The organism is Kitasatospora sp. NPDC088548 (assembly GCF_044753005.1).
Lineage (GTDB): Bacteria > Actinomycetota > Actinomycetes > Streptomycetales > Streptomycetaceae > Kitasatospora.
The window spans coordinates 53196-72961 of sequence record NZ_JBIVMI010000022.1 but is presented as its reverse complement, the minus strand read 5'-3'; the positions used below and the strand labels follow the sequence as shown (position 1 = coordinate 72961).

Annotated in this window: 17 protein-coding genes; 2 read left to right on the top strand and 15 right to left on the bottom strand. The window is 72.0% G+C overall.

Going from position 1 to position 19766, the window contains the following annotated elements:
• Nucleotides 1-54: 54 nt before the first annotated feature.
• From ACIP82_RS25885 to rsmH, 15 genes are all read right to left on the bottom strand, one after another.
• The gene (locus ACIP82_RS25885) at nucleotides 55-336 is read right to left on the bottom strand and encodes a YggT family protein (RefSeq protein ID WP_148645520.1); all 282 of its coding nucleotides are present in this window, start codon (nucleotides 334-336) and stop codon (nucleotides 55-57) included.
• Between the two features lie 92 nt (nucleotides 337-428).
• The gene (locus ACIP82_RS25880; RefSeq protein WP_363607316.1) at nucleotides 429-1028 is read right to left on the bottom strand and encodes a cell division protein SepF; all 600 of its coding nucleotides are present in this window, start codon (nucleotides 1026-1028) and stop codon (nucleotides 429-431) included.
• Nucleotides 1029-1330: 302 nt separating this feature from the next.
• Nucleotides 1331-2137, bottom strand: a complete 807-nt coding sequence (locus ACIP82_RS25875; RefSeq protein ID WP_363607315.1) for a YggS family pyridoxal phosphate-dependent enzyme — start codon at nucleotides 2135-2137, stop codon at nucleotides 1331-1333.
• On the bottom strand, nucleotides 2137-2868 hold the full coding sequence (gene pgeF / locus ACIP82_RS25870; RefSeq protein ID WP_400656629.1) for a peptidoglycan editing factor PgeF: 732 nt from the start codon (nucleotides 2866-2868) through the stop codon (nucleotides 2137-2139). Before pgeF ends, ACIP82_RS25875 begins: the two co-directional genes overlap by 1 nt.
• A 19-nt stretch (nucleotides 2869-2887) precedes the next feature.
• Complete coding sequence (gene ftsZ / locus ACIP82_RS25865; protein ID WP_363607313.1) at nucleotides 2888-4108, bottom strand: cell division protein FtsZ; 1221 nt, start codon at nucleotides 4106-4108, stop codon at nucleotides 2888-2890.
• A 408-nt stretch (nucleotides 4109-4516) separates the two neighbouring features.
• On the bottom strand, nucleotides 4517-5293 hold the full coding sequence (locus tag ACIP82_RS25860; RefSeq protein WP_363607312.1) for an FtsQ-type POTRA domain-containing protein: 777 nt from the start codon (nucleotides 5291-5293) through the stop codon (nucleotides 4517-4519).
• The gene (gene murG / locus ACIP82_RS25855; RefSeq protein WP_363607311.1) at nucleotides 5286-6392 is read right to left on the bottom strand and encodes an undecaprenyldiphospho-muramoylpentapeptide beta-N-acetylglucosaminyltransferase; all 1107 of its coding nucleotides are present in this window, start codon (nucleotides 6390-6392) and stop codon (nucleotides 5286-5288) included. The genes ACIP82_RS25860 and murG overlap by 8 nt, the downstream gene beginning before the upstream one ends.
• A gap of 6 nt (nucleotides 6393-6398) precedes the next feature.
• Nucleotides 6399-7775, bottom strand: a complete 1377-nt coding sequence (gene ftsW / locus ACIP82_RS25850) for a putative lipid II flippase FtsW (protein ID WP_400656626.1) — start codon at nucleotides 7773-7775, stop codon at nucleotides 6399-6401.
• A 236-nt stretch (nucleotides 7776-8011) separates the two neighbouring features.
• Nucleotides 8012-9445, bottom strand: a complete 1434-nt coding sequence (gene murD / locus ACIP82_RS25845; protein WP_400656731.1) for a UDP-N-acetylmuramoyl-L-alanine--D-glutamate ligase — start codon at nucleotides 9443-9445, stop codon at nucleotides 8012-8014.
• Entirely contained in the window at nucleotides 9442-10503 is a 1062-nt protein-coding gene (gene mraY / locus ACIP82_RS25840; RefSeq protein ID WP_363607310.1) for a phospho-N-acetylmuramoyl-pentapeptide-transferase, read from the bottom strand. The genes murD and mraY overlap by 4 nt, the downstream gene beginning before the upstream one ends.
• The gene (gene murF / locus ACIP82_RS25835; protein WP_400656624.1) at nucleotides 10503-11906 is read right to left on the bottom strand and encodes a UDP-N-acetylmuramoyl-tripeptide--D-alanyl-D-alanine ligase; all 1404 of its coding nucleotides are present in this window, start codon (nucleotides 11904-11906) and stop codon (nucleotides 10503-10505) included. Before murF ends, mraY begins: the two co-directional genes overlap by 1 nt.
• Nucleotides 11903-13555, bottom strand: a complete 1653-nt coding sequence (locus ACIP82_RS25830) for a UDP-N-acetylmuramoyl-L-alanyl-D-glutamate--2,6-diaminopimelate ligase (RefSeq protein WP_400656622.1) — start codon at nucleotides 13553-13555, stop codon at nucleotides 11903-11905. Before ACIP82_RS25830 ends, murF begins: the two co-directional genes overlap by 4 nt.
• 6 nt (nucleotides 13556-13561) lie before the next feature.
• The gene (locus tag ACIP82_RS25825; RefSeq protein ID WP_400656619.1) at nucleotides 13562-15727 is read right to left on the bottom strand and encodes a penicillin-binding transpeptidase domain-containing protein; all 2166 of its coding nucleotides are present in this window, start codon (nucleotides 15725-15727) and stop codon (nucleotides 13562-13564) included.
• The gene (locus ACIP82_RS25820; protein ID WP_363607306.1) at nucleotides 15724-16236 is read right to left on the bottom strand and encodes a cell division protein FtsL; all 513 of its coding nucleotides are present in this window, start codon (nucleotides 16234-16236) and stop codon (nucleotides 15724-15726) included. Before ACIP82_RS25820 ends, ACIP82_RS25825 begins: the two co-directional genes overlap by 4 nt.
• A gap of 73 nt (nucleotides 16237-16309) precedes the next feature.
• Nucleotides 16310-17284: a 16S rRNA (cytosine(1402)-N(4))-methyltransferase RsmH gene (rsmH, locus tag ACIP82_RS25815; protein ID WP_363607305.1), complete on the bottom strand. Its 975-nt coding sequence runs from the start codon at nucleotides 17282-17284 to the stop codon at nucleotides 16310-16312.
• A 568-nt stretch (nucleotides 17285-17852) separates the two neighbouring features.
• Between rsmH and ACIP82_RS25810 the strand changes: the two genes are divergently transcribed.
• Both ACIP82_RS25810 and ACIP82_RS25805 read left to right on the top strand, forming a co-directional pair.
• Nucleotides 17853-18395: a carbonic anhydrase gene (locus ACIP82_RS25810; RefSeq protein ID WP_363607304.1), complete on the top strand. Its 543-nt coding sequence runs from the start codon at nucleotides 17853-17855 to the stop codon at nucleotides 18393-18395.
• Between the two features lie 323 nt (nucleotides 18396-18718).
• Entirely contained in the window at nucleotides 18719-19765 is a 1047-nt protein-coding gene (locus ACIP82_RS25805) for an AAA family ATPase (RefSeq protein WP_400656616.1), read from the top strand.
• Nucleotide 19766 lies beyond the last annotated feature (1 nt).

The following is a 19766-nucleotide window of genomic DNA, read 5'->3' as shown; positions in this document are numbered from 1 at the left end:
CACCTCAACGTGATCGTCGGCACACCGGCATCCTGTCGCATCGCTCACCTACGACTAGGGCCGCACAAGCGAGATCAGGACATACACAATGATCATCAGTACGAAGAAGGACAGGTCGAGCGCCACGCCCCCGAGACGCAACGGCGGAATAAACCGCCGAAGAAGCTTGAGCGGCGGATCCGTGACAGTGTACGTGGCCTCCAGGACCAGGACCATGGCCTTGCCGGGCCGCCACGAACGCGCGAACTGGAAGACCCAGTCCATCACCAGCCGCACAAGCAGAAACACCAGGAAGACGGTCAGCGCGTAATAGAGCACCGCCCATACGATCCCCACGCGCTTCCCTCTCCCCGGTCCTCGGCCCCTTGGGCCTGCCGCCTGTCGCTAACTCACTGTTGATCAGATCCACACGTAAAGTCGTGGCCGGGTCAGCTCTGGTTGAAGAACCCACCCTCGGCGATCCGAGCCTTGTCCTCCGCCGTGACATCGACGTTAGCAGGCGACAGCAGGAACACCTTCTGTGTCACGCGCTCGATACTGCCGTGCAGACCGAAGACGAGTCCAGCGGCGAAGTCTACGAGCCGCTTCGCGTCGGTGTCGTCCATCTCGGTCAGATTCATGATCACCGGGGTCCCGCCACGGAACTGTTCCCCGATGGTACGGGCCTCGTTGTAGGTCCGGGGGTGCAACGTGGTGATGCGGTAGGGCTCTCGTTCGTTCACTACCTTGGGCATGATCACCGGTGCGCTCTTCTCCAGGTTGTGGCGACGTTCGGGTGTGATGGACGACACTGGGGCCATCCTCGGGGATTCCTGGCGGATCGGGACCGCGGCCGGCACCGGCTGCGGGGTGATCGAGGAGACCGGCGAAGGCGCGGCGGCCGGCCGGGGGATGTCCTCCGTCCGCCCCGTGCGAATCGGCTCGGGGTCCGCGTCGTAGTCGTCGTCGGGGTCGTACCCCTGGCCGTCGTACGTCTCGTCCTCCACGAGGCCGAGGTAGACCGCCATCTTGCGCATTGCGCCGGCCATGCTCCTGTCTCCTCCGCTCATTCCCACCTCGCTGCGCTCGGTGGGCGCTTCACGGGCGCGCGCCCTTCGCTGGTCGCTCGCTCCGCTCGCTCCGTGGTGAATCGGCTCCGTCACCGGCGGTCAGGCCGTACGGCCCTGCCTGCGGATTCCGCGGTCCGCCCACGACGGTCCGTCAGGCCGACGGCCGGTCAGAAATTGTGGGTGGGGGCCGCGGAGTTGCGATCCACGGTTCGCTAGCGTTCTGGAAAGCTGCTAGCTTCTGTCCTATTTTGTCCTGCAGTCTGATCTACTACCCGGTGACGTTACCTGAGGGGTGACCGCACTCCGAGTACCGCCGTTCCGACGCGCACATGTGTCGCCCCGGCAGCCACGGCCTGCTCCAGGTCACCGCTCATTCCTGCGGAAACCATGGTGGCAGCAGGATGAGCCGTCCGTACGGAGGTTGCGATTTCCGCCACCCGCGCGAATGCTTCGGCCGGGTTCCCGGCGAGCGGTCCGGCCAGCGGAGCGACGGTCATCACACCGTCCAGGCGCAGCCCGGGCGTGTCGGCGATCGCGTCGGCCAGCGCCTCGACGTCCTCCGGCGCCACCCCGGCCCGGCCCTCGCCCGCGCCGTGCTCCTTCTCCAGCGCGACCTGCACCAGGCAGCCGAGTTCCGGGCGTTCGGCCTTGAGCACCGCGGCGGAGAGCGACTCCACCAGCCGCAGCCGGTCCACCGAGTGCACGTGGTTCGCGTACCGGACCACCGAGCGGACCTTGTTGGTCTGAAGCTGGCCGACGAAGTGCCAGTCCAGCGGAAGGTTTCTGCACTGCTCCGCCTTGGGCGCGGCGTCCTGGTCGCGGTTCTCGGCGACATCGGTGACGCCCAGTGCCGCCAGCAGCGCGGTGTCCTCGGCCGGGTAGGTCTTGGTGACGACCACCAGCCTGACCTCCTCGCGCGGCCGCCCGGCGGCGGCGCAGGCGTCGGCGATCCGGCGCTCCACCACCTCCAGGTTGGTCCCCAGTTCTTCGTACCGGGCGCGCTGGCCCTCCGTCAGCGCGGCCAGCCAGGCCGCGTCGGGGAAACCGGGGGCGTCCCCGGGGAACGGTCCGTAGATGTCATTCGTCATCAGAGTTCAGAGCCCAACCAGACGTAGCTCGCGAGCCGGCCGGTGCGCTGCTCGCGGCGATAGGAGTAGTGATCGGCGGATTCGAGGGTGCAGACCGATGATCGCACCACCTCGGTGACGCCTGCGGCGGCCAGCTGGGCCGCCACTCCCTCCGCCACGTCCAGGGCCGGGGTCCCCCAGGAGGTCTCGGCGTACGCGGCCGGCACCAGCGCGGCCACCTCGGCGCGCAACGCGGCCGGCACCTCGTAGCAGCGACCGCAGACCGCCGGGCCGGTGGCGGCGGTGATCCGCCCGGGCTCGGCCCCCAGCTCCGTCATCGCCCGGACCACCGCGGGCACCACCCCGGCCGCGAGCCCGGGCCGGCCCGCGTGGGCCGCGCCCACCACACCCGCCACCGGGTCGGCCAGCAGCACCGGGGTGCAGTCGGCGGTCAGCACCGCCAGCGCCAGCGGCCGGGCGGTGACCACCGCGTCCACCGTCGGGGCCTCCCCCACCGGCTGGCGACCGGTCACCACCGCGACGTCGACGCCGTGCACCTGGTTCATCCAGACCACGTCCGCCGGGTCCAGCCCCAGCGAGCGGGCCGCGAGCGTCCGGTTCTCCCGGACGGCGGCCGGGTCGTCCCCCACCGCACCGCCGAGGTTGAGCTCCCCGTACGGCGAAGTGCTCACCCCGCCCCACCGGTCGGTGAAGGCGAAGTGAGCACCGTTGCGAACTGCGTGATCCACCACTGCCTGTTTCAGTCCGCGCTTACTTCAGGAAGTCCGGCACGTCGAGCTCCTCCGCGGGGCTCTCGACGTACGGCTGACGGGCCGGCTGCACCTGCGGCGGCACCGGGGCGGCGGTCACGGTGGGCGTCTCGGCCGGACGCCGCTCGGCGTGCGACTCGTTCTCCGAACGCGACGTCACCGAGCCGATGCTCCCGTACGAGGGCCGGCTCGCCGGACGCTCGGGGGCGGCCGGCGGCGTGGCCGGGGCGGTCGGGGTGGACTTGACCACCGGGTCGCGGACGATGGCCGGCGGCTGGCCGCCGTCGAAGCCGGCGGCGATCACGGTGACCCGGACCTCGTCGCCGAGCGCGTCGTCGATGACCGCGCCGAAGATGATGTTCGCCTCGGGGTGCGCGGCCTCGCTGACCAGCTGGGCGGACTCGTTGATCTCGAACAGGCCGAGGTCGGAGCCGCCGGAGATGGAGAGCAGTACACCGCGGGCGCCGTCGATGGACGCCTCCAGCAGCGGCGAGGAGATCGCCATCACGGCGGCCGCCTTGGCGCGGTCCTCGCCCCGGGCCGAGCCGATGCCCATCAGCGCCGAACCGGCGTCCGACATGACGGACTTGACGTCGGCGAAGTCGAGGTTGATCAGACCCGGGGTGGTGATCAGGTCGGTGATGCCCTGGACGCCGGAGAGCAGCACCTGGTCGGCGGAGCGGAACGCGTCCAGCACGCTGACCTGGCGGTCCGAGATGGACAGCAGCCGGTCGTTGGGGATGACGATGAGGGTGTCGACCTCTTCCCGCAGGCCGGCGATGCCGTCCTCGGCCTGGTTGGCGCGACGGCGGCCCTCGAAGGTGAAGGGGCGGGTGACCACGCCGATGGTCAGCGCGCCGAGCGAGCGGGCGATGTTGGCCACGACGGGCGCGCCGCCGGTGCCGGTGCCGCCGCCCTCGCCTGCGGTGACGAAGACCATGTCGGCCCCCTTGAGGACCTCCTCGATCTCCTCACGGTGGTCCTCGGCGGCCTTGCGGCCGACCTCGGGGTTGGCGCCGGCGCCGAGGCCCCGGGTGAGTTCACGGCCCACATCGAGCTTGACGTCGGCGTCGCTCATCAGGAGGGCCTGCGCATCGGTGTTGATCGCGATGAACTCGACGCCCTTGAGACCGACCTCGATCATCCGGTTGATGGCGTTGACACCACCGCCGCCGATACCGACGACCTTGATGACTGCGAGGTAGTTCTGCGGTGCTGCCACGTCGAAGGCCTCTCGCCTCGAATTTCCGGGTCGGCCCGGACCCCGTGGGGTGCCGTACCGACGGATGTCGATGGGTAGGGAGCCTGGTTTCTGACTGAATGTCCGAAATGCCGACCGCCGACCCCAACCCTAAACTTGACCTTTAGGGTTAGTCCTGTGTCTCCGTCACATCACCAAGGGACACAGTCTGGTGACACAGGACACTAGGTGGCTCCAGGCACGTGTTTCAACGAACACGCCGAGCTTCCCTTTTTCTTTTGAGCCTATGTGATCATCGGCCGGCTAACGAAACCGGGGGTGACCACCAAGGGTCGGGCCGACACCGAAAAGCGTCAAGCCCGCCCGTCGCCCACCGCCACCTTTTCGGCGGCGCGCTCCGCGCACCCTTGTGGCAGAGAACCTACCGGATCATCCCGACACCGCCGGCGCCTCAGGAGCGCTGACGTCGTAGTTCGTACCCTTCTGGTTCATCAGCGCCACCAGCACCCGGGCCTTTCGGTCGGTCTGCTCCGGGCTCCCCCAGCGAACCGTGGCACCCCCGCTGAGCTGCAGCTGGATGTCGTCGTAGGAGTGCACCAGCACCGCGCCGGCCCGGGCCGCCACCTCGGCCGGCAGGCCGGCCGCCACCGTCACCGCGCCCTGCACCAACTGCGGACGGGTGATCACCCCGCCCGCGTCCAGGGCCGGCTGACCGAGCTGGAGTTCCACCACCGGTACCCCCTCGGGGGCGGCCGGCTCGGTGGCGAAGCTCACTCCGGTGGCGTCGACCTGGGTGAACTGGCCGTCTTCCCCCTTGACAGCGGCGACCGCCTTGCGCTGGGTGACCTTCACCCGCAGGGTGTGCGGCCAGCCCCGCCAGACCTCGGCCCTGGCCACCCGAGGGATGGCCTCGACCCGTTGCCTGACGTCGTCCAGGTCCACCCGGGCCAGCGGGCCGTCACCGACCCCGCCGATCACCGCCCGCACCTGGTCGACCGTCAGTTTTTCGTCCTCCGCCCCCTGGACCGAGACGTTGCGCACGTCCAGCACCGAGGAGAAGAACACCAGCCAGGCCAGCACGCCCAGCACCGTGGCGCCGAGCACGCCCAGCACCACGATGCCCCGCCGGGAGAGCCGGAGCCGGGGAGCGGACTCCTCGGCCTCCAGCTCCTCGTCCAGCGGATCGGCGAGCCGGCCGTCAGCCACGGCGGCGACCACCTCGGGCGGCCTCGATCGCCTCGTACACCATGCCCACCAGCAGCTCGTCGGCGTCCCGGCGGCCGAACTCGGCGGCGGCCCGGCTCATGTCCCAGAGCTTCTGCGGGTCGGTGAGCACCGGCAGCACGTTCTGCAGCACCCAGTCCGGGGTCAGCTCGGCATCGTCCACCAGCAGACCGCCACCCGCCTTGACCATCGGCTGGGCGTTCAGCCGCTGCTCGCCGTTGCCGATCGGCAGCGGGACGAAGGCGGCGGGCAGACCGACCGCCGCCAGCTCGGCCACCGTCATGGCGCCGGCCCGGCAGAGCATCAGGTCGGCGGCGGCATAGGCCAGATCCATCCGGTCCACGTAGGGCACCGCGCGGTACGGCGGCATCCCGGGGATGTCGTCCACCTGCGGCAGCTCGTTCTTCGGGCCGACCGCGTGCAGGATCTGCACGCCGTACTGCTGAAGGCGCGGCGCGATGGTCTGCACGGTCTCGTTGAGCCGGCGCGCGCCCTGCGAGCCGCCGGAGACCAGCAGGGTGGGCAGCCGCTGGTCGAGGCCGAAGTAGTGCCGGGCCTCCGGGCGCGCCGCGTTGCGGTCCAGAGTGGCGATGGTCCGGCGCAGCGGGATGCCGATGTACCGGGAGTCGCGCAGCTTGCTGTCCGGCGTGGAGACGGCGACGAAGTCGCTGTAGCGGGCCCCGATCTTGTTGGCCAGACCGGGCCGGGCGTTGGCCTCGTGCACCACGATCGGCACCCCGGCCCGCTTGGCGGCCAGGTAGGCGGGCATCGCGACATAGCCGCCGAAGCCGACCACGGCGTCGGCGTTGACCCGCTCGATGATCTCCTGGGCGGCCCGGACGGTGCCGCGCAGCCGGCCCGGGACGGTGATCAGCTCGGGAGTGGGCTTGCGGGGCAGCGGGACGGCCGGGATCAGCTCCAGATGGTAGCCGCGCTCGGGTACCAGCCGCGTCTCCAGACCGCGCTCGGTACCCAGGGCGGTGATCCCGATGGACGGGTCGTGCCTGCGGAGGGCGTCCGCGAGGGCGAGGGCCGGCTCGATGTGACCGGCGGTCCCCCCGCCGGCGAGTACGACATGCACCGAAATTCACCGCTCCCTGCGTGCCGGCCGCGGGGCCGGGCGCGCTGTGGTTCGTCGTCGTGGCAGCACCCGGGCCAGTCGTCTCCTGATCCGGGAGTTCTTGCTCCGGGCGGCCAGGGCCGCCTTCGCGCCCGAGGTGCTGCGTGCGAGGCAGAGCAGCACACCGATCGCGGACATGGCCGACAGCATGGCGGAACCGCCGTAGGAGAACAGCGGGAGCGGGACGCCCGCGATGGGCAGCAGTCCCAGCGCCGACCCCAGGTTGATCATGGCCTGCGCCGTGATCCAGGTGGTGGCGGCTCCCGCGGCGTACCTGACGAAGGGATCCTTCGTACCGATGGCCACACGGATACCCGCGTAGCCTAGTGCCGAGAAGAGACCGATCACCGACAGCGTCCCCACCAGACCGAGTTCCTCGCCCGTCGCGGCGAAGATGAAGTCGGTGTGCGCCTCGGGCAGCTGGCCCCATTTCTCGACGCCGGCACCGAGGCCGGAACCGAACGGACCGCCGAGCGCGAACGAGTAGACGCCGTGCAGGGCCTGGAAGCAGGCCCCCTCGGGATCGAGTTTGGTGACGCCGATGCAGCCGAGCCGCTCGGCCCGGTGCGGCACGGTGACCACCAGCGCGGTGCAGACCACGACGGCGACGCCGACGGTGGCGACGAACAGCCGCAGCGGGGCGCCGACCATCCAGAGCATCGCGAACAGCATGGCGACCAGGATCATCGAGGTGCCCATGTCCCCGCCGACCATGATCAGCGCGAGCAGCAGCAGCGCACCCGGCACCAGCGGCACCAACAGGTGCTTCCACTGGCTCAGGGTGCCGGCCTTCTGCTTGCGGGCCAGCAGGTCCGCGCCCCAGAGCACCAGGGCCAGCTTGGCGAACTCGGACGGCTGGAACTGGAAGAAGCCGAAATCCAGCCAGTTCCGGTTGCCGTTGATCTCCATCCCGATCCCGGGGATGGCGACCAGGGCCAGCGCGCCGATCACACCGAACATCACGGGGTAGACGATCACCCGCAGCACCGCCAGCGGCACGGAGGCGAAGCCGATCAGCAGCACCAGGCCCAGCAGGGCGGCGATCAGCTGCTTGAGGAAGTAGTACTGGGCCGAGTGGTGCTGGCCCAGGGCGAGGATCTGCGAGGCCGAGAAGACCATCAGCAGGCCGAGCACGACCAGCAGCAGCGTCGAGCCGATGATCAGCAGATAGGGCGTGAGCGGGCGGTCCAGGGCGTACCGGAGCCGGGCCCGGAAGGCCTGCACCCGGGCCACCGGGCCGGCGGACTTGTACGCGGTCGTAGTGGCCGAGATCACCCGCCACGGGTTGGCGGCGCCCTGCTCCGGCGCACCGGAGCCGCCCTCCCTGCCCTGACCCGCCACCACGCCCTGCTCTCCCTTTCCTGCGGCTCGCTCGCCTCCGGGCCGCTCGGATCCGGTGCCGACGGTCGTCGCTCCAAGACCCCTCGTACCTCAGGGCCTCCTCGCTCCATCCCTCTCGACACCGGCGCGGCCCTTCGGCTCACGAGCCGTGCACCGCTCCAAGACCCCTCGTACCTCAGGGCCTCCTCGCTTCATCCCTCTCGACACCGGCGCGGCCCTTCGACTCACGAGCCGTGCGCTCAGCTGTCCGCCAGCTCCCGGACGGCGGCGGCGAAGAGGTCGCCGCGCTCGCCGTAGTTGGTGAACATGTCCATCGAGGCGCAGGCCGGGGCCAGCAGCACCGTGTCACCCGATTGGGCGAGTGACGCGGCCGTACGAACCACTTCGGCCATCGCCACCGCGCCAGTCTGGCCCTCGGCCGCCTCGATCACCGGGACATCCGGCGCGTGTCGCGCCAGCGCCTCGCGGATCAGCGCGCGGTCCTCACCGATCAGCACGGCGGCGCGCAGCCGCTCGGCCGCGCCCTGGACCAGGTCGTCGAAGGTGGCGCCCTTGGCCAGTCCGCCGGCGATCCAGACGATCGGCCGGTAGGCGGCCAGCGAGGCCGCCGCGGCGTGGGTGTTGGTGGCCTTGGAGTCGTCGATGTACGTGACCCCGCCGACCACGCCGACCTCGGCGATCCGGTGGGCGTCCGGCCGGAAGGCCCGCAGGCCCTCACGGACGGCCGCCGGCTCGACGCCGTACGCCCGGGCGAGCGCGGCGGCGGCGAGCGCGTTGGCGATGTTGTGCGGGGCCGGCGGGTTCACGTCCTCGACGGAGCCCAGCTCGGCGGCGCTCTTGGCGCGGTCCGGCACGAAGGCCCGGTCCACCAGCAGGCCGTCCACCACGCCGAAGTTCGACGGGCCGGGCGAGCCGAGGCCGAAACCGATCGCCCGGCAGCCCTCCTCGACGTCGGCCTCGCGGACCAGCGCCTCGGTGGCCGGGTCGGCCAGGTTGTAGACGCAGGCGACGACGTTGCCCTCGTAGATCCGGCCCTTGTCGGCGGCGTACGCCTCCATCGAGCCGTGCCAGTCGAGGTGGTCGGGCGCCAGGTTGAGCACGGCCGCCGAGTACGGGCGCAGCGAGGGAGCCCAGTGCAGCTGGTAGCTGGAGAGCTCGACGGCGAGCACGTCGTACGGCTCCTCGGCGAGCACCGCGTCCAGCACCGAGACCCCGACGTTGCCGACGGCGGCGGTGCGCCTGCCGGCGGCGGTGAGGATCGAGGCGAGCATCTGGACGGTGGTGGTCTTGCCGTTGGTGCCGGTGACGGCCAGCCAGGGGGCGGGCTCGCCGGTGGACTCCAGCGGCTTGCGCAGCCGCCAGGCCAGTTCGACGTCGCCCCAGACCTCCACGCCGGCCGCCTCGGCGGCGGCGAACAGCGGGCTGCTGGGCGGCCAGCCGGGCGAGGTGACGACCAGCCGGGTGCCCTCGGGCAGAGTGTCGCCGTCGCCGAGGCGGACGGTGACGCCCTGCTGCTCCAGCTCGTCCGCGCGGGCCTTCAGGCCCTCGCCGGAGCCGCCGTCCACGACGGTGACCCGGGCGCCGAGGCCGCGCAGCACGCGGGCGGCGCTGATGCCGGAGACGCCGAGCCCGGCGACGGTGACCGGCAGTCCGGCCCAGGCGAGGTCGGTCATCCGGTCACCCATCCCGCGTAGAAGAGGCCGAGACCGACGGCCACGCAGAGGCCCTGGATGATCCAGAACCGGACCACGATCAGGACCTCGCTCCAGCCCTTGAGTTCGAAGTGGTGCTGCAGTGGCGCCATCTTGAAGACGCGCTTTCCGGTCATCCGGAACGAGCCGACCTGGATGATCACCGACAGGGTGATGATCACGAAGAGGCCGCCGAGCAGCGCGAGCAGCATCTCGGTGCGCGAGCAGATCGCGAGGCCGGCCAGGGCGCCGCCGAGGGCCAGCGAGCCGGTGTCGCCCATGAAGATCTTGGCCGGCGAGGTGTTCCACCAGAGGAAGCCGAAGCACGAGCCCATCAGGGCGGCGGCGACCACCGCGAGGTCCAGCGGGTCGCGGACGTCGTAGCAGTTGGCGGTGGCGGAGATCGAGTAGGCGCAGCTCTGGCCGTACTCCCAGACGCCGATGAAGGTGTAGGCGCCGAAGACCATCACCGAGGCGCCGGTGGCCAGGCCGTCCAGACCGTCCGTCAGGTTCACGCCGTTCGACATCGCGGCGATCATGAAGTAGGCCCAGATGACGAACAGCACCGGGCCGACGGACCAGCTGAAGTCCCGTACGAAGGAGAGGTGCTGGGACGCCGGGGTGAGCCCGCGGTCGTCGGCGAACTGCAGCGAGAGGATCGCGAAGGCGAGGCCGACGAAGGACTGGCCGAACAGCTTCGCCTTGGCCCGCAGGCCGAGCGAGCGGCGCTTGACGACCTTGATGTAGTCGTCCAGGAAGCCGACCAGACCCAGACCCACCGTCAGGAACAGCACCAGCAGACCGGAGGCGGTCGGGGTCTCGCCCGTTATCGCCTTGGTCGCGAAGTAGGCGATCAGCGTCGCCAGGATGAAGGCGATACCGCCCATCGTGGGCGTGCCGCGCTTGCTGTGGTGGGCCTTGGGGCCGTCGTCACGGATGTACTGGCCGTAGCCGTGCTTGGCGAGCAGCTTGATCAGGGCCGGGGTGCCGAGCAGCGACAGGACCAGGCCGATCATGCCGGAGAAGAGGATCTGCTTCATCAGTTGGCCGCACCGTCCGCGAGCAGCGTTTCGGCCACCTTCTCCAGCCCCACCGAACGGGACGCCTTCACCAGGACCACATCCCCCGGCCGCAGCTGACTGCGCAGCAACTCGACCGCCGCGTCCGCGTCGGACACCAGCACCGACTCCTCACCCCACGAACCTTCGTTCCTAGCGCCCAGTTCCATACAGGCCGCCTCACGCCCGCCGACCGCCACCAGCTTGGTGACGTCGAGCCGGACCGCGAGCCGCCCGATGGAGTCGTGCTCGGCCAGGCTTTCCTCGCCGAGCTCCCGCATCTCGCCGAGCACCGCCCAGGTACGGCGGCGCTCCGGACCGCGCCCTCCCATCGAGACCAGCGCCCGCAGCGCGGCCCGCATCGAGTCGGGGTTCGCGTTGTAGGCGTCATTGACGACGGTGACACCATCGGCCCGGTCGACGACCTCCATGCGCCAGCGGGACAGCGCACCCGCCTCGCTCAGCGCTTCGGCGGCGTCGTCGACGGACATCCCGAGCTCCACCGCCACCGCTGCGGCGGCGAGGGCGTTCGAGACGTGGTGCTCACCGTACAGGCGCAGCTGCACGGGTGCGGAACCGGCCGGGGTGGTCAGCGTGAACGATGGCCGTCCGGTGGAGTCCAGGCGAACATCCTGTGCGCGGACGTGGGCGTCCGGCGACTCCCCGAACAGCACCACCCTGGCCCTGGTCCGGGCCGCCATCGCGCGCACCAGCCGGTCGTCGGCGTTGAGGATCGCGGCGCCGTCCGCGGGCAGTGCCTCGACCAGCTCGCCCTTGGCCTCGGCGATCGCCTCCTGGGAGCCGAACTCGCCGACGTGCGCGGTGCCGACGTTCAGCACCAGGCCGATCCGGGGCGGGGTGATCGAGGTGAGGTACTCGATGTCGCCCTTGTGCCGGGCGCCCATCTCCATCACCAGGTGCCGGGTGCCGGGCTCGACCCGCAGCGCGGTCATCGGGTGCCCGATTTCGTTGTTGAGCGAGCCGGGCGGGTAGACGGTGTCGCCCAGGCGCTGGAGCAGCTGGGCGATCAGGTCCTTGGTGCTGGTCTTGCCGGCCGAGCCGGTCAGCGCCACCACGGTGGTCGCCTCGGCCCGGGCGACCACGGTCCGGGCCAGCTTGCCCAGCGCGTCCACCACGCTGTCGACCAGCACGGCGGGCACACCGACCGGCCGGGAGGCCAGCACCGCGACGGCGCCGGCCGCGACGGCCCGCTCCGCGTAGTCGTGTCCGTCCACGTGCTCGCCGGCGAAGGCCGCGAACAGGCAGCCGGGGCGCACCTTGCGGGAGTCGACCTCGACCGGGCCGGTCACCGGGGTCGCGGGGTCGGCGCCGTCCAGGGTGCCTCCGACTGCTGCGGCCACCTCGGCCAGGGTCAGTGCGATCACGGCTGCTCTACTCCTCCGGTGCCCCGGGCGGCCGTGGTCTGCGTGATGGATTCGCGCAGCACCTCCCGGTCGTCGAAGGGGCGGATCTCGTCTCGTACGTACTGGCCGAGCTCATGGCCCTTGCCGGCCACCAGCACGGTGTCCCCGGCCTGGGCGCGGGCCACCGCGAGGTGGATCGCCTCGGCGCGGTCGGGGACGACCAGGACGGCCCCGCGCTCGGCCTCCGGCACCGAGGCGGCGCCGGTCAGCATGGTGGCGAGGATCGCCACCGGGTCCTCGCTGCGCGGGTTGTCGCTGGTCAGCAGGGCGGTGTCGGCCAGCCTGGCGGCGATGGCGCCCATCGGGGCGCGCTTGTGCGGGTCGCGGTCGCCGCCGCAACCGACCACCACGTGCAGCCGGCCCTTGGTGACCTCGCGCAGCGAGGCGAGGACGGCCTGCAGCGCGTCGGGCTTGTGCGCGTAGTCGACCACCGCGACGAACGGCTGTCCGGCGTCCACCCGCTCCAGCCGGCCCGGTACCCCGGGCACCGCGGCGATCCCGGCGACGACCTGCTCCAGCGGCAGCCCGGCGGTGACCAGCACGGTGATCGCGGCCAGCGCGTTGGCGACGTTGAACGGACCGGGCAGCGGGACGGCGGCGTCGGCCTCGGCGCCGTCGGGGCCCAGCACCCGGAAGGTCGAGCCCACCGGGCCGAGCTGGACGTCCACGGCCCGCCAGTCGGCCTCGGGCGCGCCGTTGGCGGAGAACGAGGCCACCGGGATCTTCGCCTCGGCGGCCAGCCTGCGCCCGTACTGGTCGTCCAGGTTGACCACGCCGCGCCGGGACTTGCCGGGCTGGAAGAGCCGGGCCTTGGCCTGGAAGTAGTCCTCCATGTCCGGGTGGAAGTCGAGGTGCTCGGGGGTGAGGTTGTTGAACAGGGCGACGTCGTACGTCACCCCGTCGGTGCGGCCGAAGACCAGCGCGTGGCTGGAGACCTCCATGGTCACCGCGTCCGCGCCGCGCTCGCCCATCACGCCGAGGATCGCGTGCAGGTCGGTGGCCTCGGGGGTGGTCCGCTCGCTCTTGATCCGCTCGCTGCCGACCCGCATCTCGACCGTGCCGATCACCCCGGGGTTGCGCCCGGCGCCACGCAGGCCGCCCTCGACCAGGTAGCACGTGGTGGTCTTGCCGTTGGTACCGGTCAGCCCGAGCATCAGCAGCCGCTCGGAGGGCCGGCCGTAGACGGCGGCCGCCAGCTCGCCCATCCGGGCCCGCGGCCGGTCGACCACCAGCAGCGGCAGGCCGGTGCCGGCCGCCAGCTCGGCGCCGGGCGGGTCGGTGAGCAGCGCCACCGCGCCCGCCGCGGCGGCCTGGGCCGCGAAGGCCGCGCCGTGGTGGTTGGCGCCCGGGAAGGCCACGTACACGTCGCCCGGGCGCACCGCGCGGGAGTCGTGGGTGACGCCGGTGACCGGGCCTCCCTCGACGGGCGCGAGGCCCAGCAGACGGGCCAGCTCGGCGAGCGGCAGGGCGGCCGTCTCGGCCGGGCGGGGCGGGCTCACGGTGATTTGATCGGGTTTCGGCACGGCGGGAAGGCTATCCGCCGAAGGGTGTCCAGGGCCAAACCGGGCCCTCGCCGCGCCGTCGTCCCACCCCGCCCGCTCGTTGCTCATGGTCGATCACGGCTTCCACTCGACGGCCAGGTTGGGCGCCTCGCTACCGCTCGGCGGCACCTGCAGGGTCTTCAGGGTGAACTCCATCACCTGCTTGAACACCGGACCGCAGAGCTGGCCGCCGAAGTGGCCGTTGACCGGGCCCTGGAGCACGCAGGAGACGGTCACCCGGGGAGCGTCGGCGGGGGCGAAGCCGATGAAGGACGCGGTGTAGCCGTCGTAGCCCTTGCCGTTCGCCGCCCCCCGGTTGGCCGTACCGGTCTTGCCCGCGATGCGGTAGCCGGGGATGGCCGCCTTGCCGCCGGTGCCCTGCTCGTCGGAGACGACCGACTCCAGCATCTCGGTGAGGGTCTTGGCGGTCTGCTCGCTGACCACCCGGGACTCCGCGCCGGGCGCGGCCGGGGTGTACTTCCCGTCGGGCGCGGTGGTGCCCTGGACGACGCTGGGCGCCACCCGCACGCCCCCGTTGGCGATCGTGGAGTAGACGGAGGTGGCCTGCAGCGCGTTGACCGTCAGCGGGCCCTGGCCGAACGAGATGTTGTACTTCTCCGACGCGACCAGGTCCTCCGGCTTCTTGAGCCCTCCGGCGGTCTCCCCGGGGAAGCCGAGACCGGTGGGCTCGCCGACGCCGAACTTGCGCATGTAGCCGTCGAGGATCCGGTTGGCCTCGGCCTGGTCCGCGCCGAGCGTCTCGGCGGCCTCGATGGTACCGATGTTGGAGGACTTGGCGAGCACCCCGGCCAGCGTCAGGTACCAGGTGCTGTGGTCGATGTCGTCCTTGAACTCCTGGCCGGCCCGGACCAGCCGGTTGGGGACGGTGACCTTGGTGTCCCAGGTCGCCTTGCCGGAGTCCAGCACGGCGGCCATGGTCATCAGCTTGGCGGTGCTGCCGGGCTCGTACGCGTCCTGCAGCGCGGGGTTGCCGAGCTGGGAGGACCTGGCCGTGCTCAGGTCGTTGGGGTTGAAGCCGGGCGAGGAGGCCATCGCCAGCACCTGGCCGGTCTTCACGTCCTGGACGATCACATAGCCCTTCTCCGCCCCGGAGTTGGCGACCTGGTCGGTGATGGCCCGCTGGGCGGCCCACTGGATGTCCCGGTTGATGGTCAGCCGCAGGTCGGTACCGGGCACGGCCGGGTCCAGCGAGCCCCCGGCGGTGGGCACCAGCCGGCCGCCCGCCTGGGCGTAGCTGCTGTGGCCCTCCTTGCCGGCCAGCTGCTTCTGGTACTGCTGCTCCAGGCCGCCGGCGCCCTCGCCCTCGGCGTTGACGAAGCCGACCAGGTTGGCGGCGAGGCCGTCCGAGGGGTAGACCCGCTTCTGGGTGTCCCGGTTGAAGACCCCGGCCAGCGGGTTGGCGCACTCGTTGTCCACCCTGGTCCGCCCGCCCTCCTCGGCCGGCTTGTTCAGCAGCCGCTTCTGGGCCAGGCAGGCCTTGGAGTTCGCCTTCTTCTCCAGGCTCGACTTGAGGTCGCTGATCTGGTTCTTGGTGTCCGGGGTCTGCTGGGCGGCGAGCCGCTTGTAGCGCGTCTTGGGGGTGTGCAGGTCGGCGGCGATCTTCTCCTTGGGCAGGCCGAGGATCGGTGCCAGCAGCGCGGCCGCCTGTTCCGGCGCGTCCGGGATCCCGGAGGACGCCGGGGTGAACATGGCCGGGTCGGCGGTGATGTCGTACGCGTCGACGGTGGTGGCCAGCGCCACGCCGTCGGCGGACGTTATCGAGCCGCGCTCGGCGGTGATCGGGATGCTCTGGTAGCGGTTGGTGTTGGCGTCGGCGGCCAGCGCGTCCGAGTCCAGCAGCTGGAGCTGGACCAGGCGGCCGGCGAACACCGAGAACACCAGCGACATCACGACGGTGATCACCCGCAGCCGGCGGCGCGGGTCGGCCAGCCGGATCCCCTTCGGCCGCTGCGGCGGGCGGGGCCTGGGGCGCGGCTTGGCGCCCGCCTGACCGCGGGCCGGCGGGCGGCCCTCCGGGCGGCGCTGCTGCGGGGCCCGGGGCGTCCTCGCGGCGGACGGCTGCTGCGCCCTGGGGGGCTGCCCCTTGGGCGCCTGGGCCTTCGGGGGCTGCTTCGACCGCGCGGACTGGGGCTTGGCCGGCTGGGCCTTGCCGGACTGGCCGCGCGGGGCGGGCGGCCGTCGGCCGCCCGTGCCGCCGGTGGGCTGTCGGGGCGTGCTCATCGGCCCGCACCTCCGCTCGCGGGCGGCGCCGGGTTGATCTGGACGGTGCCGTCACCGACGGTGGCCGCCGGCGCCGGGGCGCTCTGCTGCGCACTCGGCGCGGGCTGCCTGCCCGGCCACGGTTCGGCGGTGGACCGCTTCACCGGGGGGCTGTCCTGGGCCGGACCGGGTTTGCCGATCACCGTGCCACCGTTCTGGAGATCGAGGAAGGCCATCCCGCCGGCCGGCACCATGCCCAGCTCGCCGGCCCGGCGCGCGAGCGCGTCCGGCGCGGAGCTCTGGTCGATCTGGTGCTGGAGGCCCTGCTGCTCGTCGGTGAGCACCGTGGTCTGCCGCTGCAGCTTGGACAGCTCGAAGGAGCCTTCGTTGAGCGCGGTGTTCAGCGCGAGCAGCCCGAGCATCCCCGCCGCCAGCAGGACCACCACCAGGACGGCGAACGGCGTCCGCCCCCGGGAGCGCCGCCCCGGCCGGACCGTGATCCGCGCCCTGCCGCCCTGTCCGGGGAGCACTGCTCTCCCCGCCCCGCCTCCGGCCACCGGCCCCACGCTCTTCCTCCGCCCTTCGGACCGCCCCGGAGCCTGGTCAGCCCCGGGTGCTTCGGTCCCTGATCCTCTCCGCCACCCGCAGCCGCACGGGCGCGGCACGCCGGTTCTCCTCGATCTCCTCCTCGGTAGCCAGTTCGGCACCGCGAGTGATCAGCTTCAGCCAGGGCTGGTGCTCCTCCGGGATGAACGGCAGCCCGGGCGGGGCGCTGCTGGTCGCCCCGGCCGCGAAGTACTGCTTGACCAGACGGTCCTCCAGCGACTGGTAGGACATCACGGCGATCCGCCCGCCCAGCGCCAGCACGTCCAGCGCCCCCGGGATCGCGCGGTCCAGCACCTCCAGCTCGCCGTTGACCTCGATCCGCAGCGCCTGGAAGGTGCGCTTGGCCGGGTTCCCGCCGGTGCGCCGGGTGGCGGCCGGGATGGCGTTGCGTACCAGATCGACCAGACGCGCGCTGGTGGTGAACGGTTCCTTCTCGCGCTCCCGCACGATCACCGAGGCGATCTTGCCCGCGAACCGCTCCTCACCGTAGACCTTGAGGATCCGGGCCAGCTGCCCGTGACTGTAAGTGTTCAGCACCTCGGCCGCGCTCAGGCCGCGGGTCTGGTCCATCCGCATGTCCAGCGGGGCGTCCTGGGCGTACGCGAAGCCGCGCTCCGCCTCGTCCAGCTGCATCGAGGAGACGCCGAGGTCGAACAGGATGCCCTGCACCTCGGCGATGCCGAGCCGCTCCAGCACCTCGGGGATCTCGTCGTAGACGGCGTGCACCAGGGTGGCCCGGTCGCCGAACGGGGCGAGGCGCTCGCCGGAGAGCTTCAGCGCGGCCGGGTCACGGTCCACCGCGACCAGCCGGACGTCCGGGAACTGGGTCAGCAGGGCCTCGCTGTGCCCGCCGAGGCCGAGGGTGGCGTCCACCACCACGGCGCCCGGCCGCGAGATCGCCGGGGCCAGCGCGTCCATGCACCGCTGCAGCATCACAGGGACGTGCTTGGGGGCCGGATCGTTGGTGCTCATGCGCGGTGGCGCCCTTCCTCGGTGCGAAGCAGCCCGATGTCCGGGAGCTCCGACCATTTTGGCCCACCGCGCACCGGAGCCGACGCATGGGGCCGTGACGCGGCCCGTGGTCCCCGCCCGCTCAAGGGGAAGGTCGTGACCGCCCGGCGCCGGGGAAGGTGCGCCAGGTGGCACGGAGCGGGTGGAGGCCACGGGCCGCGTCGACCGCGGCACCGGCCGGAAAGGCCCGGTTGACGGGGTCCGGCGGGTGTGCTCCACTGCGCGGCAACTCTATCGCGCGCACCCGGTCAGTCAATGGCCCGCTCCGGCGCACCACCCGGGCGGCGGTACGGATCGCCGCAGGTCGCGAGCGCCGGGGCGGACCGCCGTCGGCGCAGCCCCGGAGGCGCGCGGGACTGCCCCGCACACCGGCCCGCCGGGCCTCCGGGAATCCGGACGAATGGGGTCAGAACGCCCTGACCAGCACCTCCGGGACCTGCCGCGTTGTGGATATGCGCTCGGTCACAGCCGCCCGCTCTGTAGCCCCCCACCCCACCACGAGCGCGGAAATCGCACTAACGTCTCCAGCATGACAGTGACCCCCGACCGGCCCACGCCGACCGCCGCTGCCGGCTCCGCCAAGCCGACCATCATCGACCGCTTCGTGGCGGCGAACCGCGAGTACGCGGTGACCTTCCGCGACGGGGGCATGGACGCCCGTCCGGTCCAGAAGATCGCCGTGGTGGCGTGCATGGACGCCCGGCTCGACCTGTTCGCGGCGCTCGGCCTCGAACTCGGCGACGCCCACGTCATCCGCAACGCCGGCGGCGTCGTCACCGACGACACCATCCGCTCGCTCACCATCAGTCAGCGCGCCCTGGGCACCCGCTCGATCGCGCTGATCCACCACACCGGCTGCGGCCTGCTGGGCCTCACCGAGGACTTCCGCCGCGAGCTGGCGCAGGAGGTCGGCCAGCGCCCGCAGTGGGCGGTGGAGGCCTTCACCGACCTCGACAGCGACGTCCGGCAGTCCATGCAGCGGGTCCGCACCTCGCCGTTCCTGCTCCACACGGACGACGTGCGCGGCTTCGTCTTCGACGTCCACACCGGGCTGCTCCGCGAGATCGGCTGACCCCTCCCGTCCCACCGGCCACGTCCAGGCCCGGCCAGCGTCGCCCGGGCCCCGCCGGGCGTCCGCCCGTACCGTCTCGGAGCGCTTCCGCTCCGCCCCTGACCGCTTCCCCGGTGCTTCCGGGCCGGATGGTGACTTCTGGCCACCGCCCGGGGGAGAATGCGCCTGCCGGTCTGACCCCGAACCACCTGGGGCGGCCAGGCCGCAGGCCGTACCCCGGCACCGGCTCCCTGTTCGGAACCGCTCCCGGAGGGGCCGCGTCAAGCATGGGGTGGGGGCCGGTCTCGGGGTGAGGCGGGCACAGCGTGCCAGGGAGCGAACGGGTGACGAGCTACAACGATCAGGCCGGTCTCGAAGGTCGTGCGGGAGGCGGCCGGCGGACCGGGGAAGCCCACCCGGCCGGTCTGCCCGAGCTCGGCGCGGTCGTCGACCGGGTGCGCGCCAACATCGAGAGCGTGATCGAGGGCAAGCCGGAGGCCGTCCGGATCGCGCTGACCGTCCTGCTCGCCGAGGGCCACCTGCTGCTGGAGGACGTCCCCGGCGTCGGCAAGACCATGCTCGCCAAGGCGCTGGCCCGGTCCGTCGACTGCACCGTGCGGCGCATCCAGTTCACTCCGGACCTGCTGCCCTCCGACGTCACCGGCACCAACATCTACGACCAGCACCAGCGCGACTTCGAGTTCCGCCCGGGCGCGATCTTCGCCCAGATCGTGGTCGGCGACGAGATCAACCGGGCCTCGCCGAAGACCCAGTCCGCGCTGCTGGAGTCGATGGAGGAGCGACAGGTCACCATCGACGGCACCAGCTACGAACTGCCCTCGCCGTTCATGGTGGTGGCCACGCAGAACCCGGTCGAGATGGAGGGCACCTACCCCCTCCCGGAGGCCCAGCGGGACCGCTTCATGGCCCGGATCTCGATCGGCTACCCGAGCACCGAGGCCGAGCTCGCGATGCTCGACGTGCACGCCGGTGCCAGCCCGCTGGAGGACCTCCAGCCGGTGGCGCACGCCGCCGACATCCTCAAGCTGATCGAGCTGGTGCGCACCGTGCACATCGCCGAGCCGGTCCGCCGCTACGCCGTCGACCTGGTCGCCGCCACCCGCAGCAGCCACGAGCTGCGGCTCGGCGCCTCGCCGCGCGCCACCCTGCACCTGGTGCGGGCCGCCCGCGCCGCCGCCGCCCTGGACGGACGCGACTACGTCACCCCGGACGACATCCAGCGGCTCGCCGTCCCGGTGCTCGCCCACCGTCTGATGCCGACCGCGGAGACCCAGCTCAGCCGCCGTACCGCCGAGCAGATCGTGGTCGACCTGGTCGCCCGGCTGCCGCTGCCGCGCCCGCAGGGCAGCCCGGCCGTCCGGAGGGGCTGAG

Coding starts and splice junctions, on each gene's coding strand:
- ACIP82_RS25810 (WP_363607304.1), top strand. CDS start 17,853: ATGACAGTGACCCCCGACCGGCCCACGCCGACCGCCGCTGCCGGCTCC.
- ACIP82_RS25880 (WP_363607316.1), bottom strand. CDS start 1,028: ATGGCCGGCGCAATGCGCAAGATGGCGGTCTACCTCGGCCTCGTGGAG.
- ACIP82_RS25875 (WP_363607315.1), bottom strand. CDS start 2,137: ATGACGAATGACATCTACGGACCGTTCCCCGGGGACGCCCCCGGTTTC.
- mraY (WP_363607310.1), bottom strand. CDS start 10,503: ATGAAGCAGATCCTCTTCTCCGGCATGATCGGCCTGGTCCTGTCGCTG.
- ACIP82_RS25825 (WP_400656619.1), bottom strand. CDS start 15,727: ATGAGCACGCCCCGACAGCCCACCGGCGGCACGGGCGGCCGACGGCCG.
- ACIP82_RS25830 (WP_400656622.1), bottom strand. CDS start 13,555: ATGAGCAACGAGCGGGCGGGGTGGGACGACGGCGCGGCGAGGGCCCGG.
- murD (WP_400656731.1), bottom strand. CDS start 9,445: ATGACCGACCTCGCCTGGGCCGGACTGCCGGTCACCGTCGCCGGGCTC.
- rsmH (WP_363607305.1), bottom strand. CDS start 17,284: ATGAGCACCAACGATCCGGCCCCCAAGCACGTCCCTGTGATGCTGCAG.